Below are 17319 nucleotides of genomic sequence, written 5' to 3'. Positions count from 1 at the left end.
ACCGCACGGCGGCGACGAACGCCTGAACCAGAGGTGAACGAAGCGCGAGCGGAATCGGCGGAAGAGGGCCGTCCGACGGCCCGCTAGCCTTTCGGCACCACGGTCATGCACCGCCATGCACCGCACTCGACACGTGAGAGGTATCTCCCATGGGCATACGGGACCTACTGCGCAAAGTTTTCGGCCGCTCCCGAACCACGGGGGTGGACGATGCTTCTGCCGCGCCGGAGGCGGAGGTTGTCCCGGACCCCCAGTCGGCCGAGAAGTCGGCACAGCCGACGGTAGAGCAGACGGCAGAGCAGACGGCAGACGAGAAGGCCGAGTCCAAGGCTGAGTCGGCCGTCGAGCCGAAGGCCGAGGTGGAAGTCGAGGCCGAGCCCGAGCCCGAGTCTCAGCCTCAGCCGAAGGCTGAGCCGAAGCCTGAGCCGGCCGCGGACATGGCGCCGGCCTCGGACTCCCCCGACGAGGAATCCACCCACGACCCGGCTCTGTCGGCTCCGCTGAAGTCCCTCGACGAGATCCTGAAGTCCCCCGCGCCCGAGGACACGACAACCTCCGGCGAGAACGCACCGGTTGCGGCAGCGGCCGACGAAAGGGAAACGACCGCCACTGAGGCGAAGACGGAGGCGGACGAGCCCAAGCCCGCCGCCGAGGACGGGGCAAAGGCCGCGTCCGAGCCGGACGTTGACGCCCAGCCGACTCCTGCGGCCGGTGACGACGCTACGTCCCCCACCGCAGCCGAGCCGACGCCCGAACCGGCAGCCGAACCGGCGTCCCCCGCCGAGGCCGAGGCGGAGCCCGCTACCGTGGACGCCCCGTCGGCGGAGGCGAGTGCCGACGCCGGAGCCGAGGCGACGGCAGGCGACGAGGCCGCTGCCGAGACCAAGACCGCCGACGAGCCCGCCGAGACCACGGCCGTGGCCGAGCCTGAGCCCGCAGCCGACCCCGCTCCGGAGACCTCCGAGCCGGTGGCGGAGACCGCCGACGCATCCTCGGTGGAGGCCGACACCACGCCCGAGGCCGAGGTTGCGGAGGACCCCGCGCCGGAGCCCACCACGGCAGAGGCGGCAGCTGCCGCCGCGCCCGAGAATGAGGCAGCGGCAGAGGCTGACGACGAGGCCATGCCCACGGCCACCACCGACGGGGTCATGCCCGCCACGGCAGAGGCCAAGCCGGAAGCCGAACCGGAGGCCACGGCGGAGGCCGAGCCTGAGGCCGAGGCCGACAGCGAGGCCCCGGCGGCCACGGCGGCGGAGGCAAGTGCCGAGGCCGAGCCCACGGCCGAAGCCGAGGCGGCAGCAGAGGCTGACAGCGAGACCGCCCCCGCGGCGAAGACCGATGACGGGCCCGCCGAGGCGGAGGCCGAGCCCGAGCCCGAGGCCGCGGCCAAGACCGATGACGAGCCCGAGGCCGCCCCCGCGGCCGACCCCGAGCCGGTGGCGGCCGCGGCCGCCGCCCCCACCGCCGCCAAGACCGACGCACCCGCCACGGCACCCGCCACCGCGACCGCCCCCACGCCCGCATCCGCCATCGCGCCCAGCGACCTCGCATCGCGGGCGCCCGGGCTGGTCGGGGCCTTCGCCGCCGCGGGGGAGGCCATCCAGGCGCATGGGCTGGCCGGGCAGCGGGCGGTCGTCTACCTCGTGCTGGACCGGTCCGGGTCGATGCGCGGGTACTTCAAGGACGGCACCGTCCAGCACCTCGCCGAGCAGGCGCTCGCCCTGTCCGCGCAGCTCGACGCCACCGGCACCGTGCCCGTCGTGTTCTTCTCCACCGACATCGACGGCACCGCCGATCTCGAGCTGGACCAGCACACCGGCCGCATCGAGGAGCTGCACGGCTCGCTCGGCCACATGGGGCGGACGAACTACCACACCGCCGTCAACGCCGTCATCGAGCACTACAAGGCGTCCGGCACCACCGACCCCGCGTTCGTGATCTTCCAGACGGACGGCGCGCCCACCGCCAAGACCGCCGCCGAGAAGGCGCTGTGCGAGGCGGCGGGGCTTCCGCTGTTCTGGCAGTTCCTGGCGTTCGGCGACCCGGAGGCGAAGGGATTCGACTTCCTCCGGAAGCTGGACACCGCGCCCGCGCTCGCCGTCCCGGCGAAGCGGGCAGTCGACAACACCGGCTTCTTCCACGCCGGGCTCGACCCGCGTACGGTCGCCGACGCCGAGCTGTACCGGGAGATCCTGAAGAAGTTCCCGGGCTGGCTGGCCGCCCGTACGCAGGGCTGACCAGGGGCCGCACCACACCCGGCAACCCACCGAGCACCACACCGGGGGCCATCCGCCGCGGGAAAAACGCCGCGCGGGTGGCCCCCGTCACTCGGATACGATATGGGCGGCTCAGTAGAGCCGGACGTCACCTACCGTATCGACTCGGGAGCAGCCTGCAATGGCTCGACACCTCATCACCAGCGCCCTTCCCTACATCAACGGGATCAAGCACCTGGGCAACATGGTGGGGTCCATGCTCCCGGCCGACGTCTACTCCCGCTATATGCGCCAGCGCGGCCATGACGTCCTCTACATCTGCGCCACCGATGAGCACGGCACCCCGGCCGAGCTGGCCGCCAAGGAGGCCGGGCTGCCGGTCGACGAGTTCTGCGCCCAGCAGCACGAGGCGCAGAAGGCGATCTACGACGGCTTCGGACTCGCCTTCGACTACTTCGGCCGCAGCTCCTCCGCGCAGAACGTGCAGATCACCCAGACGATCGCGCGTGAGCTCAAGACGAACGGCTTCATCGAGGAGCGCTCGATCCGCCAGGTGTACTCCAACGCCGACGGCCGCTTCCTCCCCGACCGCTATATCGAGGGCACCTGTCCGCACTGCGGCTACGACAAGGCCCGCGGCGACCAGTGCGAGAACTGCACCCGCGTGCTCGACCCGACCGACCTGATCGACGCCCGCTCCGCGATCAGCGGCAGCAGCGATCTGGAGGTCCGGGAGACCAAGCACCTCTTCCTCCTCCAGTCCAAGCTGGCGGAGGAGGTCGCCGCCTGGGTCGACGAGCGCGGCAAGGACTGGCCGACGCTGGCCTCCTCCATCGCCCGCAAGTGGCTGAACGAGGGGCTGCAGGACCGGGCGATCACCCGCGACCTGGACTGGGGCGTGCCGGTGCCGGCCGACACCTGGCCGGACCTGGCGGCCGAGGGCAAGGTCTTCTACGTCTGGTTCGACGCGCCGATCGAGTACATCGGTGCGACGAAGGAGTGGGCGGATCTTGATGCGGAGCACCGCGACTGGAAGTCGTGGTGGTACGACGTGGACGAGACCGTCCGCTACACCGAGTTCATGGCCAAGGACAACGTCCCGTTCCACACGGTGATGTTCCCGGCCACCCTCCTCGGCACCCGGGACGCCTGGAAGAAGGTCGACTACGTCAAGGCGTTCAACTGGCTGACGTACTACGGCGGGAAGTTCTCCACCTCCCAGAAGCGCGGGGTCTTCACCGACGCCGCACTCGAGGTGCTGCCCGCCGACTACTGGCGCTACTTCCTGATGGCGAACGCCCCGGAGTCCGACGACACCTCCTTCACCTGGGAGCATTTCACCGCCACGGTCAACAAGGACCTGGCCGACACCCTCGGCAACTTCGTCAATCGCGTGCTGTCCTTCTCCCGTAAGCGGTTCGGCGACGAGGTCCCGGCCGGGAAGGCCGCCGGTGAGGCGGAGGAGCGCCTGGGCGAGGAGATCGCGCGGCTGCTGGCGGAGTACGAGGAGCACATGGACGCGCTCCAGTTCCGCAAGGCCGCGGCGGCGCTGCGCGCCCTGTGGAGCGCGGGCAACTCCTACCTGGAGGAGAAGGCCCCCTGGCTGGAGATCAAGACCGACCAGGAGGCCGCGGCCCTCACCCTGCGTACGGCGATGAACCTCATCCACCTCTACGCGATCGTCTCCGAGCCGTTCATCCCGGCCTCGGCGCGGGCCATGCGGTCGGCGTTCGCGCTGAGCGAGGACACCGCGGTCTGGGTCGCGCAGGAGGAGGCGAAGACGCTGGCGTCGGTTCCGGCGGGCACGGCCTTCACCGTTCCCCCGGTGCTCTTCGCGAAGATCACCGAGGAGGACCTGGAGTCCTTCCGGGAGCGCTTCGGCGGCGCGGAGCAGAACGGGAACGGCAACGGCGCCGCGTAGCGGTCGGCGAGCGGAGCCGCGCAGCCGCTCATGCGCGTGTTGATCGCGCGGCAACCGTTCGTTTAGTCCCCTCGATGACCCTGTGGAGTCCATAACCACCGGGGAGTCGAGGAAGCAGTGCCGGACGCACGTGTCACGGTGACGGTCCACGGCCCCGACCCGCTCAGCCGGGCCGGGGTCGTGCGTCATCTGCAGCATCAGCCCAGCGTCGAGCTGGTCGACCGGCCGTGCCCGCCCGGCGACGAACCCCGCGGCGCCGTCGCCGTCATGCTCGCCGAGCGCCTCGACGACCGCGCCGGGGCGGAGCTGCGCCGCCTGGTGCGGGGCGGCCGGCAGCGGGTGGTGCTGATCGCGGGCGAGCTCCGTGAGACGGAGCTGATGGCGGTGATGGAGTACGGCGTACAAGCCGTCTTATGGCAGCACCGGACCACGCCGAAGCGGCTGTTGCGCGCCGTGCACCGGGCCGCCCGCGCGGACCGTGGCACACCGTGCGGCGTCGACCGGAGGCTGTGACCCGAGGGCGCTTCAGGGCCTCACCTCCCCCGGGGTTTCACCTCGCCCCGGGGTTTCAGAGGTCCGTGCCCTCGTGGGTCGCGTCGGGGTCGACCCCCAGGGTGAGGCTTGCGGTGACACCCTTCTCGATCTTTCCCTTGCGGTACCTCAGGTTCAGCAGACCGCCCTGCGCACCGTTGCCGGGGTAGATCCCGTCAGCGTCGAGGGTGGTGCGCTCGGTGGTGCTGGTGTTGTACGGGGCCACCTCGGCCGAGGCGAGCACCGCCTCCTCGGCGAAGAAGAGCTGACCGGTGTGGCAGGTGTGGCCGCCCTCGTAACCGGCGTCCGTGAGCGTGCCGCCGACGTGCACCTTGGTGTGGATGTGCACACAGCGGCCCCGGTACCAGCCGGGGAAGACCGTGGTGAACTCGACGAAGCCGTGCCGGTCGGTGAGCTGGGTGCCGCGCAGATACCGCTTGTCGTCGGTCGGCTCCTGGTGGCCGCCGCCGGGCGGGCCACCGGTCGGAGCGCCCGTCGGGGTGCCGGTGGGCGGCGTCCCGGTCGGCGGGGCCCCGGTGGGCGGGGTGCCGCCCCCGCCGCTGCTCGAGCTCTCATAGCCCGAGTAGAGCCCCAGCGCGTCGCAGTGCCAGATGTCGACGGCCGCCTTCGCCACGGGTTCGCAGCTGTCGGACTCGATCACTTTGAGGCGGAGGGTCATCGGAATGCCCTCCTTGTTCTCGGTGATGTCCTTTCTGATCTTGTCCGCGTCGATGTAGTACGGCCCCTCGGTCGTCTCCGAGGTGAGGCGGTAACAGACCTCCCCGGACGGGGAGGAGGCGGAGGCCGAGGGGGTGGCGGAGGTCGCGGAGGTCTCGCCCGCCGAGGCGGTGGTGGCGATGGCCGTTCCCAGGCCCGCCGCCGCGACGGCCGCGCCGCCCGACACCACGACCCGCCGCCTCGTCAGGTCCCGCTGGGGATGGAGGTCGTTGCTCTGCTGTTCGGTCATGGCCCGGGACAGTAGGGAGGCAACCTGGCAGCCCCATGGGTGCCGACTGTGAATGGCTGTGCGAAGCGCGTCATTCGGCCATCCGCAGACGCGGGGCGGGGGCGCGCCGTTCGGCACGCCCCCGCCCTGTGGGTCTCGTCCGGCCCGACTACTCGGCGGGCTTCTCGCCCTCCGCGGCCGTCTTCGCTGCGTTCTCGGCGGTCTCGGCCTTCTTGACCTGCGGCGGCTTGCGCACCGACAGGTGCAGCTCCCGCAGCCGGGCCTCGTCCACCTCGCTGGGCGCGCCCATCAGCAGGTCCTGCGCATTGCCGTTGAGCGGGAAGGCGATGGTCTCGCGGATGTTGGGCTCATCGGCCAGCAGCATCACGATGCGGTCGACGCCGGGGGCGATACCGCCGTGCGGCGGGGCGCCGAAGTGGAACGCGCGCAGCATGCCGCCGAACTCGCGCTCGACCTCTTCCCGGTCGTAGCCCGCGATCGCGAACGCCTTGTACATGACGTCCGGCTCGTGGTTCCGGATGGCGCCCGAGGACAGCTCCACGCCGTTGCAGACGATGTCGTACTGCCACGCGAGGATGTCCAGCGGGTCCTTGGTCTCCAGGGCCTCCAGACCGCCCTGCGGCATGGAGAACGGGTTGTGGGAGAACTCGATCTGCCCGGTGTCCTCGTTCCGCTCGAACATGGGGAAGTCCACGATCCAGCAGAAGCGGAAGACGCCGTCCTCGAAGTGGCCGGCCCGCTTGGCGGCCTCGACCCGCACCGCGCCCATGATCTTGGAGACCTCGTCGAACTCACCCGCGCCGAAGAAGATCGACGTGCCGGGCTTGCCCTGGACCTCGCTGATCAGCTTCTCGACGTCCTCGTCGGTGAGGAACTTCGCGATCGGGCCGGTCAGCTTGGCGTCCTCGCCGATCCGGACCCAGGCCAGCCCCTTGGCGCCCTGCAGAGAGGCGAACTCGCCGAGCTGGTCGAAGAACTTCCGCGGCTGATCGGCGGTGTCCGGCACGGCCAGCGCGCGTACGTGCTTGTCCGCGAACGCCTTGAAGCCGGAGCCCTCGAAGATATGGCTGACGTCCCGCAGCTCCAGCTGGGCCCGCAGATCCGGCTTGTCCGAGCCGTACTTCAGCATGGCCTCGCGGAACGGGATCCGCGGGAAGGGCGAGGTGACGTGGCGGCCGCCGCCGAACTCCTCGAAGAGCTCGGTCATGACCTTCTCGATGACGCCGAAGACGTCCTCCTGCTCGACGAAGCTCATCTCGACGTCGAGCTGGTAGAACTCGCCCGGCGAGCGGTCGGCGCGGGCGTCCTCGTCGCGGAAGCAGGGCGCGATCTGGAAGTAGCGGTCGAAGCCCGCGATCATCAAAAGCTGCTTGAACTGCTGCGGGGCCTGGGGCAGCGCGTAGAACTTGCCCGCGTGCAGCCGGGAGGGGACCAGGAAGTCCCGGGCGCCCTCCGGCGAGGTGGCGGACAGGATCGGGGTCGCCAGCTCGTTGAACCCCTGCGCGGTCATCTTCTGCCGGATGGCGGAGATGACCGCGGAGCGCAGCATGATGTTGCGGTGCATCCGCTCGCGGCGCAGGTCCAGGAAGCGGTACTCCAGGCGCCGTTCCTCGCCGACTCCGTCCTCGGGGAAGACCGTGAAGGGCAGCGGGTCGGCGGCGCCGAGCACCTCGACGTCGGCGACCTCGACCTCGATCTCGCCGGTGGGCAGTTCGGGGTTGACGTTGTCCGCGCCGCGCGCGATGACCCGGCCGTCGACGCGGACGACGGTCTCCTTGCTGATCGAGCTCAGCGCCTCGTTGGCGGGGGTGTCGGGGCGCACCACCAGCTGGACCAGGCCGTAGTGGTCGCGGAGATCGATGAAGAGGATGCCGCCCAGGTTCCGTCGATTGTGGAGCCAGCCGGAGAGCCGGACGTCGGTGTCGACGTCAGCGGCGCGGAGCTGACCACAGGTGTGCGACCGGTACCGATGCATCATTCATCCAAGTCGTCTGATCGGGAGGCGTGCGTACCCTCATGAACTTCCGGCCAAGCCTACCGGCGCCGCGACCCTCACTGGTAAGCGGTTGGCAAATCCCCATAAGGTAGCGCAATGCGCACCGAGGACCTGCTGGCCGCCATAGCGACCGGCCTATGGCGTTGGGACAGTGTCTCGGGCGCCGTCAGCTATGACGCGGAGGCGGCCCGGCTGGTGGGCCTGCCCGCCGAGCCCGTCACCCTTCCCGAGGCGGCCGCCCGCGCGTGTTTCCACCCGGCGGACTGGCTGGAGGTCAAGGCGATCGTCGACCTCGCGGTGGCCGAGGGCACCCTGGCCGAGGCCCGGCTGCGCATCGTGGACGAGAAGGGCACCGTGCTGCGGACCGTGCGCACCCGGTCCCGGCCGATAGCGCGGGGCGGCAGCGAGGACGGCTACTACCTGCTCGGCACCCTCCAGGAGGTCCCCGACCCGCTGCCCGGCACCTCGGCCGCGGGCCCGCCGGTCACCGGCGACTGGCGCCGCAACCGCGAGGCGTTCCTGCTGGACGCGGGGCGGGCGCTGGCGGAGGCGATGTCCACCGCCGAGGTGCTGAGGGTCGCGGCGGGACTGTCCATGCCGGGCTTCTCCCCGGAGGGGCTCGCGGTCTTCGGCGTCCAGGGCGAGCGGATCTCGGTGATCGGCCACCACGGGCCGCGGGCGGGGGCCGATCACCCTTTTCACGACATCGCGCTGGGCACGGACTATCCAGCGGCCGAGGTGGTCCGCACCGGCCGGGCGGTCTATCTGCCCACACCGGAGGAGTACCGTGGCCGGTTTCCGGCCGCCTGGTCGCTCGGCCGGCCCCGTAAGCGCCGGTCCTGGGCGTTTCTGCCGCTGATCGTCGCGGGCCGCACCATCGGCGCGTGGATGGCCGGGTTCGCCCATCCGGTGTCGTTCTCGCCTGATGAGCGCTCGGTGCTGACCACGATCGCCCGGATGCTGGCCCAGGCGCTGTCCCGCACCGCGCTCCAGGAGACCGAGCGGGAGCTGGCGGACGGGCTGCAGCGCTCGATGCTGCCCGCCAGCAAGCCCGATATCCCGGGGCTGACGGTGGCCGCGCGCTATGTGCCGACCGGCGGTGGACTGCAGGTCGGCGGCGACTGGTACGACGTGATCGGGCTGCCCTCGGGCCGTACCGCGCTGGTGATCGGCGATGTGCAGGGCCACGATGTGCACGCCGCCGGGATCATGGGCCAGCTACGGATCGCGGTCCGGGCGTACGCCTCCGAGGGGCACCACCCCGACGCGGTGCTCTCCCGCGCCTCCCGTTTCCTCGCCGGGCTGTCGGGGCCCGACGGCCCGGACGGCCGGTACGACCCGAGGTTCGCGACCTGCCTCTATATGGAGGTGGACCCGGTCGCCGGCACCCTGGACATCGCCCGCGCGGGCCACCCCGACCCGGCGGTCCGGCTCGCCGACGGCACGATGATGATCCGGCCCACGGCGGGCGGGCTGCCACTGGGCATCGACCCGGACACCGACTATCCGACCACCCGGGTGGTGCTGGAGCCCGGCGAGACGCTGCTGATGTGCACCGACGGGCTGATCGAGACCGGCGGACACGATCTGGAGACCGGCTGGGACCGGATCCGTAAGGTCTTCGAGCGGCCCGCCACCCTCATGGACGACCCCGGCGCCCTCCCCTCCCACGGCCTGGACTCCGACGACCTCGAAGCCCTCGCCGACTCCCTGGTGCAGGCCGTGCACGGGCCGCCCTCCCACCACACCACCGGTCCGCTCGCGGACCGGCGCGAGGACGACATAGCGCTGCTGCTGATCCGCCGGGAGGCGGAGGTGTGCCTGGTCGGGCCCGGTTCGGCGCCGGTGCGGCGGACCGCGGTCACGGTCGCCCAGGCCGAGCCGGAGCGCATAGCGGGCACCCGGCAGCAGCTGCGCGACATGCTGCACGACTGGGCCGACCCGGACCAGGTGGAGTCGGCGGTGCTGATGCTCTCCGAGATGGTCACCAACGTCCTGGTGCACACCGACGGGGACGCCCTGCTGGTGGCCGAGGTCAGCGGGCGGCACGGATCCCGGCGGCTGCGGCTGGACGTCGCCGACGGCAGCGATGAGCTGCCGCACCGCCGACGGCCGGGCGAGCTGGCCTCGTCGGGGCGCGGCCTGCTGCTGCTGGAGATGCTCGCCGACAACTGGGGGGTGGATCCGCGCGGCGACGGCAAATGCATCTGGTACGAGCTGTACGAGGCGAGCCCGAACGAGCAGCCCGACCCGGCGGCGGACGGGTCGGCCCCCCGCGCGTGATCAGCTCGCGCCGGCCGGGATGGTGCCGAGGCGGCCGGGCCGGTCAGCGGAAGAGCCGGGAACCAAGCGGGCGTTGTTCGTCGAAACCGGGAAGTATCAGAAAAGTCGCACTGGCGGTCGTGGTCGTGTAGTCCAACAGGGCGTCGGAATTGTCCATGTTGGTGAGGGTGCTGGTGAAGGTCCGTATGTCGTTCTGGAAGCTCATGAAGAGCAGGCCGGGGGCGGGTCCGTCGATGCTGTAGGAGCGACGGAGCATGAGGCCGACGCCGACCGCGGTGGCGTGCGCTCTGCGGGCATGGGCGTCCGCCGGGACGAGGTAGCGTCCGTCCGGTGTTTTGGCGCCGAGGTCCGGACCCGAGGCGATGGTGCCACCGGAGAGGGGCACGCCGTTGGCTCGGCGGCGGCCGAAGACCGCTTCCTGTTCGGCGACGGACAGCCTGGCGAACCGCGGCAGATCGAGTTCCATGCGTCGTAGTACGGCAAGGGTGCCGTCGGCGACCGGAGCCGGCCCGGACAACCACAGGTCGCGTTCCTGTTCGGCCCTCGTATGGGGGCCCACGATGCCGTCGACGAAGCCGAAGAGGTTTCGTGGCGCGGCACGGTCCCGATCCACCGGCACGTTCGCACCACGGACCCCGGACTGCCGCCAGCGTTCCCGTATCCGGTCACCGGCCCGCTCCAGCAGCGCGGCAGCCACGACCGGTACCACCAGGGCGTCGTCGGCGCAGATCTGTATCAGCAGGTCGCCACCGCGTGCCCGGGAGGCGATCTGTTCGCGGGAGAACCGTGGGAGGTCCTTCGCGCCGGGCAGGGCAGGATCGACCGTGCGCACCAGCCGGGGGCCCACCCCGATCGTCACGGTCAGATCGCCCGGCTCCAGACCCATCAGCCGTGCGTCGGTCCCCGCGGTGAGCGTCCGGATGGCCTCGCCGAGTTCGGCCAGCAACGGACGGACGGGCACGGCGTCAGCGAGGTCGGCCACCACGGCCAGCAGGTTCCGCTGGGCCGGTTGTGGAAGCGTGATGCCCGCCTGGTACCGACCCGTTGGTGACACCGGCGGGGTCGGCGCGGGGGCATCGGACCGGTCCGGCGGGGCGGAACGCGATTGGCAGCCGGCGGAGAAGCCGACGGCGGTCACGGTGCCGGTGGCACCGAGAAACGCGCGGCGTGACGGGCGGGAGTCGGCTTGGCACACAGTGTGAACTGTGCCATATCCGTATCGGCGACTGCGACCCCGTCGGCGCCCGTGCCAGGATGAGGCCATGCCTCGTCTCCGTCTTCGCGTGATGGCCGCGTTACTCGGCACACTGGCACCCGTCATGGTCGGCTGCGGCGCGGACGACGACGGATCGGATGACGGCCGACGACCGTCCGGTGCGCATGTGACGATCAACGTGCCGGCCGACGCCCCGACGATCTCGGCCGCGGTGTCCCTGGCTCGGCCCGGCGATCTCGTGCTGGTCGCGCCGGGCACGTACCACGAGTCGGTGAGGATATCGACGGCTCGCATCACTCTTCGCGGCGCGTCCCGGGACAAGGTCGTCATCGACGGGCGGTTGCGGCAGCCGAACGGCATCGTCGTCGCCGCTCCCGGGGTGGCCGTGGAGAACCTGACCGTGGAGAACAACACCCAGAACGGGGTCCTGGTCACCGGCTCGGCGAAGGCGGCCGCCGGAATGCCGGGTCAATCCGGCGGCTACGACACCGGCGATGAGCCCGTCACCTTCCTGAAGTCGTTCCTGGTCTCCCATGTGACCGCGACCCGCAACGGGCTGTACGGCATCTACGCGTTCTCCGCGCAAAACGGTGTCATCGAGCACTCGTACACCTCGGGCTCGGCCGACTCGGGGATCTATGTCGGACAGTGCAAGCCCTGTCGCATCGTGGTGCGGGACAACATCGCCGAACTCAACGCGGTCGGTTACGAAGGCACCAATGCCAGTGGCGACATGTACGTGGTCGGCAACCGCCTGGTCGGTAACCGGGTCGGGCTCACCACCAACTCCGACCACCAGGAGAAGTTGCTCCCGCAGCGGGATGCCGTCATCGCGGGCAACCTGATCGCGGCCAACCAGCAGGCGGCCACCCCCGAACAGGCCGACGGCGGGTGGGGCATCGGCATCGGCGTCGACGGCGGCACCGACAACCAGTTCATCCGCAACCGAGTCGCCGGCAACAGCACCGCCGGGCTGGTGATCACCGCAACCGCTGACCTGCCGCCGAACGGCAACCGGATCCTGGACAACACCTTCGCCGCCAACAGCGTTGACGTCGGCTGGACGTTCCCCACCGCCACGAAGGGACGGGGCAACTGCCTGCGCGGCAATGAGCTGCGAACGACGGTGCCCGCCCGGCTCGCGACCACCGCGTCCTGCCCGCGTCCCGCCCGGTCGTCCTCGCCGTCCGGCACCTGGGCGAAGCCGACGGCACCCGGCGGTATCCCGTTCACCGACGTGGCGGCGCCCAAGCGACAGCCGCAGTTCCCGAACGCCACGACCGCGGGCGCCACCGCCGTTCCGGCCGTTCCGGCGCTACCGGACACGGCGGACTTCCGGCTGCCGTCGGCGTCACTGCTCGCCGCGGGCGCGCGGGTGGCGACGTCCTGAGCGGCGGCTACCGCGTCGGGGTGGCTCCGGGTACCGGCCGGACCGGAACGTACTTGTGGGTGTCGAAAGCGATGACCACCGGCTCCGATGCGGACGCCACGCCGACGCGAACCCGGTACATGGTGCCGTCCGAGCCGATCCAGTAGCGCACGGCACCCGGTTCCCCCGTCGGACCGGACGTGGCACGGGCGCTCGGCCCGGTCATGATGTCCACCCGATGGCCGTCCAACCGGTCCTGTCCCACCCAGGCGGCACCGTTCTGCGGCAGGAGTTCGGCGTTGTCCGGCCGGTCGCTGCCGAGCTTCAGCGCGATGGCCAGCGAACTGTCCAGCGAACTGCCGTACCTCTGCAGCGGACGGCTGTACCAGCCCGACTCCGGCGGCCGTGCCGGGGCCTTGGCCGGGGCCTTCCCCATCGGGTGGACGAACACGGTGGTGGCCGTCCACCGGATCAGCCCGTCGCTGGACGTATCGCGCCCGGTGCCGTGCATCGCGCCGTAACCGACCTTGCGGCGGTAGTCGATGGATCCGGTGAAGGTCAGCCCACCGGCGGTGCCCGGCACGTCGATCGTCACGGCGCGCCCGCCCGCCTGGTAGTTGAGGAACCGGGTGACCGCCAGACGGCTCGCCTGATCCGAGGTCAACGCCTTCGGACCGGCAGGGGCGGAGCCGCTGTCGACGACCAGGAACGTGGCCACCGCGACGGCCACACCGCCGATCACGGCCACCACCCAGCGTGGCCGCAGCCAGCGGCGCCGGCCGGCCGCGCACCGCGAGAGAACATGTCTGATTTTCGGACTCCGTGCACGGCGCATTGCTAACACGTTCCGCTTATTCATTCCCTACTCTGCCCCCGATCTTGGCGTCCACCCGCTACAGTATCGCTGCTGGTGGGGCGGTTAAGGATCACTATTCGGACTCTTGTGCTGTTCCGTGGGGGAAGTCGAGGACGAGTGCGACTGGCCTCGGAAAGGTACTCCCGAGTCCCCGAATTCGCTCCATCCGCCAGGACGACCAAGAACGACCGGGCCCACCGAAACAGCGGTGGGCCCTTTTCATGGCCGATGCGTCACCCGGGACCGAAAAGCCGATGCACGGCCGGCAACGGGTGGTCGGTTCACATCACGAGGGGAGAGTGATGGCTGTGCGAAGAGTGTGTAGAAGGTTACGCCGGACAGCCGGAAAGCGTACGGGGCCACTGGCACGAGTGGGCCTCTGCACTTTCGTACTGTTGGGCAGCGCCATGGGCGCGACGGCCGGGACGGCCACCGCTTCGACTGGCGACGGAACCCTGACGGTTCAGGTACTGCGGGATTTCTTCGGCACCGGCGTGATCAACGCGGCCATGGATGTGCCGCAGCGGGGCATGAAGGTTCGGGTGACCGACCCTGCCGGCCATCGGGTCAGCGGCACCACGGATGCCACCGGAAAGGTGGTGGTCTCGAAGTCGACCGAACTGACCGGCGGCCAGTACCGCGTCGATGTCACCATCCCGGCGCCGTACAACAAGCATCTTCAGGCGGCGCCGGCCTCGACGGCGGAAAACCACTTCGACAGCTTCACGACATTTGTGAACGTGTCGGACGGCAAGGACGACTCGGTGATTACCGGGGTCTGGAATCCGGCCGACTACACGCTGCCGGACACACGGTATTTCGTACCGATCCAGAACACCGCCGACGCGCGGGACACCCGGGCACTGGTGGCGTTCGGGACGGACAAACGAGGTACGTGTCCTGGTGAGACGGCGTGCCCGACCGCGCTCAACACGCAGGACCAGGTAGGCACGACGTTCGCGCTGGCCTATGACAAGCACCGGAAGCGGGTGTTCCAGGGCGCGTTCGCCCGGCGGTACACCCCGTACGGGCCGGAGGGCGGTGACGCGATCTACACCACGCCGACCGACGGTGGGGCGCCGACCCTGTTCGCGAAGGTGCCGGGCGCCGCGGTGACGCCGCACGATGCCTCCAACATGAACAAGGACGCCGGGTTCACCGATGCACCGGGCAAGGAGAGCATCGGCGGCCTGGCCCTGTCCGAGGACGGCTCGACGCTGTACGCGGTGAACCTGCAGACCCGGGCACTGGTCAGCTTCGACGCCACCGGTACCACCGCCTCCGCGCCAAAGGCGACGGTGCGCATTCCGGACCCGGGCTGCGCGAGCCCCGGAGACTGGCGGCCGTTCGGTCTTCAGGTCCACGACAACAAGCTCTACGTCGGTGGTGTGTGCAGCGCGGAGAGCACACAGAAGCGCGAAGACCTGAAAGCCGTCGTCCACACCTACGACGGCGAAAAGTTCGACACCGTACTGACCCAGCCCCTCACCGCCAAGCGCGGCTCGGTCTTCGGTTCCGACGACGTCGCCCAGGCCACCCACTGGAATCCGTGGAACACCTCCCTGGCCACGTGGGACGAACGGAAGGTGGGCAACGTCTTCATCGATCCGCAGCCGGAGCTCGCCTCCCTCGCCTTCACCCGCGACGGTTCGATGGTCCTGGGTTTCCGCGACCGGTTCATGGACGTCGTGAGCTGGGGTGGACTGGACCCGAGGCCGAACGACAACACCCCGGAAAACGGCATGGCCGGCGGCGACATCAACATGGCCTGTGCCACTCCCACCGGTGGATACGCGTGGGAAGGCACCGGAAACTGCCCCAACCACGCCACCCCCGCCACCAACGGCGGCCAGCCCAACGATGTCGTCGAATACTTCCCGGGCGACTTCTTCCGCGGCGCGCACCTGGAAACCGCGCTGGGGTCGGTGGCCTACATTCCGCAGCAGCAGTGGGTCGTCAGCACGGAGTTCGACCCGACCGTCAACGTCGCCACCTCCGGGACCGGTTACCACGACGTCGCGACCGGTCTGGGCCCGGGCAACGCTCCGACCGCCAACGCGTACCAGTTCGTCAGTCAGGAACAGAGCGGGTTCGGTAAGGCCGGTGGGCTCGGCGATATCGCCTACGAGGCGGCGAACGCGCCGATCCAGATCGGTAACCGGGTGTGGTTCGACGGCGACCACAATGGGATCCAGGATCCCGAGGGTCCGCGCGAAGTGCCGCTGCCGGACGCGACGATCAACCTGTTGGACGCCGACGGCAAGCAGGTCGCCACGACCAAGACCGATGCCGCCGGCGAGTACTACTTCGGTGGCGTCGGCGCCCCGTACGAGCTCAAGCCGGGTGCGAAGTACACGGTGCAGTTCGATGTGTGCACCGCGGACACCAGCGAGGTGCCGACTGAGCCGCCGGCCACCAAGCTGCGGTTCACGCTCCCGCGGGCCGGTGACAACCGGGCACATGACTCGAATGTGACCCCGCCGAAGACCGGGCGGCTGTGTAACGGAGACGCACCTGTCACGGCGCCGGACAAGCCGGGAGAGGTCGATCACACGATCGACGCCGGCGTGCACATCCCCAAGAAACCGCCGACTCCTACGCCGACGCCGACGCCCACTCCGTCGTCGGAGCCGCCCACCTCTGAGCCGCCCAACGAGCCAGGCCCCCAGTCTGGCGGAGGCTCCGGGACAGGCGGAGGCTCGGGGACTGGCGGAGGCTCGGGGACTGGCGGAGGCGGTGGTTCGCTGGCCAACACGGGTACGTCCGGCCTGCTGAAGATCATCTCCCTCAGTGCCCTGCTGGCCGGTGCGGGCGCGGCAGCCGCATTCGTGACCCGGAAGCGTCGCGCCGGGCAACACTGAGACAACACGGAAAGACGGGTGATCCGCCCGTAAGCGCTGACGAGCCCCGTCCATATCCGGACGGGGCTCGTTCGCGTGTGGTCCCGGCGAGCCCTACAGGCCGCCCTCGGACATCCCGTGCACGGCCGGGACCGTGCCGAGACGCCCCTTCTGGAAGTCCTCGAACGCCTGCTGGAGCTCCTTGCGGGTGTTCATGACGAACGGGCCGTAGTGGGCCATCGGCTCGCGGATGGGCTGTCCGCCCAGGAGGACGACTTCGAGCTCCGGGGTGTGGGAGTCCTGCTTCTCGTCCGCGCGGACGGTCAGCGAGCCGCCGTCGCCGAAGACCGCCGTCTGACCCACCCGAACCGGGCGGCGCTCGGTGCCGGCGGTGCCGCGGCCCGCGAGGACGTACGCGAGGCCGTTGAAGTCCTCCCGCCACGGCAGGGTGATCTCCGCACCCGGGGCCAGGGTGGCGTGGATCATCGTGATCGGGGTGTGGGTGATACCGGGCCCCTGGTGGCCGTCCAGCTCACCGGCGATGACCCGCAGCAGCGCGCCGCCGTCCGGGGTCGTCAGAAGCTGTACGTTGCCGCCGCGGATGTCCTGGTAGCGCGGCGCCATCATCTTGTCCTTGGCCGGGAGGTTCACCCACAGCTGCAGACCGTGGAAGAGCCCGCCCGACATGACCAGCGACTCCGGCGGCGCCTCTATGTGGAGCAGACCCGAGCCGGCCGTCATCCACTGGGTGTCGCCGTTGGTGATCGTGCCGCCACCGCCCTGCGAGTCCTGGTGGTCGAAGATCCCGTCGATGATGTACGTGACGGTCTCGAAGCCGCGGTGGGGATGCCAGGGCGTTCCCTTGGGCTCGCCCGGCGCGTAATCCACCTCGCCCATCTGGTCCATCATGATGAACGGGTCGAGGTGCTGGTAGTCGATGCCCGCGAAGGCCCGGCGCACCGGGAATCCCTCGCCCTCGAAACCGCTGGGTGCGGTGGTGACGGCGAGCACGGGGCGCTGTCGTGCCTCGGCGGGTGCCGCGACGCGCGGCAGGGTCAGCGGGTTCTCTACGGTCACTGCGGGCATGACGGCCTCCTCGGTCGTTCACGATTCAACTTAATTGA

At 70.2% G+C, this 17319-nt stretch carries 11 protein-coding genes; 6 read left to right on the top strand and 5 right to left on the bottom strand.

The genetic code is table 11. The annotated features are described in order from the left end of the window. Positions 1-149: 149 nt before the first annotated feature. The 3 genes from BLV72_RS17275 to BLV72_RS17265 all read left to right on the top strand — a co-directional run bounded on the left by BLV72_RS17275 (position 150) and on the right by BLV72_RS17265 (position 4650). Positions 150-2237 (top strand): VWA domain-containing protein, encoded by a 2088-nt coding sequence (locus tag BLV72_RS17275; RefSeq protein ID WP_244320798.1) that lies wholly within the window; start codon positions 150-152, stop codon positions 2235-2237. A gap of 160 nt (positions 2238-2397) precedes the next feature. Then, positions 2398-4137, top strand: coding sequence for a methionine--tRNA ligase (gene metG, locus BLV72_RS17270; RefSeq protein WP_093463295.1), 1740 nt, complete (start codon positions 2398-2400; stop codon positions 4135-4137). Between the two features lie 117 nt (positions 4138-4254). Beyond that, positions 4255-4650, top strand: coding sequence for a hypothetical protein (locus tag BLV72_RS17265; protein WP_014053647.1), 396 nt, complete (start codon positions 4255-4257; stop codon positions 4648-4650). 55 nt (positions 4651-4705) lie between these two features. On the opposite strand, the gene BLV72_RS17260 is transcribed toward BLV72_RS17265, so the two are convergent. Then, a complete protein-coding gene (locus BLV72_RS17260) occupies positions 4706-5635 on the bottom strand; it encodes an intradiol ring-cleavage dioxygenase (RefSeq protein ID WP_093463294.1) in 930 nt (309 codons plus the stop codon). 148 nt (positions 5636-5783) lie between these two features. Further along, on the bottom strand, positions 5784-7610 hold the full coding sequence (gene aspS, locus BLV72_RS17255) for an aspartate--tRNA ligase (RefSeq protein WP_093470395.1): 1827 nt from the start codon (positions 7608-7610) through the stop codon (positions 5784-5786). A gap of 117 nt (positions 7611-7727) precedes the next feature. Between aspS and BLV72_RS17250 the strand changes: the two genes are divergently transcribed. After that, positions 7728-9914, top strand: coding sequence for an ATP-binding SpoIIE family protein phosphatase (locus BLV72_RS17250; RefSeq protein WP_093463292.1), 2187 nt, complete (start codon positions 7728-7730; stop codon positions 9912-9914). A gap of 43 nt (positions 9915-9957) precedes the next feature. On the opposite strand, the gene BLV72_RS17245 is transcribed toward BLV72_RS17250, so the two are convergent. Beyond that, complete coding sequence (locus BLV72_RS17245) at positions 9958-11109, bottom strand: Dyp-type peroxidase (RefSeq protein ID WP_093463291.1); 1152 nt, start codon at positions 11107-11109, stop codon at positions 9958-9960. Between the two features lie 67 nt (positions 11110-11176). On the opposite strand from BLV72_RS17245, the gene BLV72_RS17240 reads away from it, so the two are divergent. After that, positions 11177-12520 carry a right-handed parallel beta-helix repeat-containing protein gene (locus BLV72_RS17240; protein ID WP_208905645.1) on the top strand — a complete coding sequence of 448 codons (1344 nt, stop codon included), beginning with the start codon at positions 11177-11179 and terminating at the stop codon, positions 12518-12520. Positions 12521-12527: 7 nt separating this feature from the next. On the opposite strand, the gene BLV72_RS17235 is transcribed toward BLV72_RS17240, so the two are convergent. Next, a complete protein-coding gene (locus tag BLV72_RS17235) occupies positions 12528-13217 on the bottom strand; it encodes a hypothetical protein (RefSeq protein WP_093470393.1) in 690 nt (229 codons plus the stop codon). 545 nt (positions 13218-13762) lie between these two features. On the opposite strand from BLV72_RS17235, the gene BLV72_RS17230 reads away from it, so the two are divergent. Then, entirely contained in the window at positions 13763-16216 is a 2454-nt protein-coding gene (locus BLV72_RS17230) for an SdrD B-like domain-containing protein (protein ID WP_093470392.1), read from the top strand. A 93-nt stretch (positions 16217-16309) separates the two neighbouring features. On the opposite strand, the gene BLV72_RS17225 is transcribed toward BLV72_RS17230, so the two are convergent. Beyond that, positions 16310-17281 carry a pirin family protein gene (locus BLV72_RS17225; RefSeq protein WP_093463289.1) on the bottom strand — a complete coding sequence of 324 codons (972 nt, stop codon included), beginning with the start codon at positions 17279-17281 and terminating at the stop codon, positions 16310-16312. Positions 17282-17319 lie beyond the last annotated feature (38 nt).

The sequence above is a fragment of the Streptomyces melanosporofaciens genome (assembly GCF_900105695.1).
GTDB classification, from domain to species: domain Bacteria; phylum Actinomycetota; class Actinomycetes; order Streptomycetales; family Streptomycetaceae; genus Streptomyces; species Streptomyces antimycoticus.
The sequence above is the reverse complement of the archived record's forward strand: the minus strand, read 5'-3'. Positions and strand labels throughout refer to the sequence as shown.

Excerpts from the sequence above, each read along its gene's own strand:
- BLV72_RS17275 (WP_244320798.1), top strand. The coding sequence starts at position 150 with ATGGGCATACGGGACCTACTGCGCAAAGTTTTCGGCCGCTCCCGAACC.
- metG (WP_093463295.1), top strand. The coding sequence starts at position 2,398 with ATGGCTCGACACCTCATCACCAGCGCCCTTCCCTACATCAACGGGATC.
- BLV72_RS17260 (WP_093463294.1), bottom strand. The coding sequence starts at position 5,635 with ATGACCGAACAGCAGAGCAACGACCTCCATCCCCAGCGGGACCTGACG.
- aspS (WP_093470395.1), bottom strand. The coding sequence starts at position 7,610 with ATGCATCGGTACCGGTCGCACACCTGTGGTCAGCTCCGCGCCGCTGAC.
- BLV72_RS17250 (WP_093463292.1), top strand. The coding sequence starts at position 7,728 with ATGCGCACCGAGGACCTGCTGGCCGCCATAGCGACCGGCCTATGGCGT.
- BLV72_RS17240 (WP_208905645.1), top strand. The coding sequence starts at position 11,177 with ATGCCTCGTCTCCGTCTTCGCGTGATGGCCGCGTTACTCGGCACACTG.
- BLV72_RS17230 (WP_093470392.1), top strand. The coding sequence starts at position 13,763 with ATGGGCGCGACGGCCGGGACGGCCACCGCTTCGACTGGCGACGGAACC.
- BLV72_RS17225 (WP_093463289.1), bottom strand. The coding sequence starts at position 17,281 with ATGCCCGCAGTGACCGTAGAGAACCCGCTGACCCTGCCGCGCGTCGCG.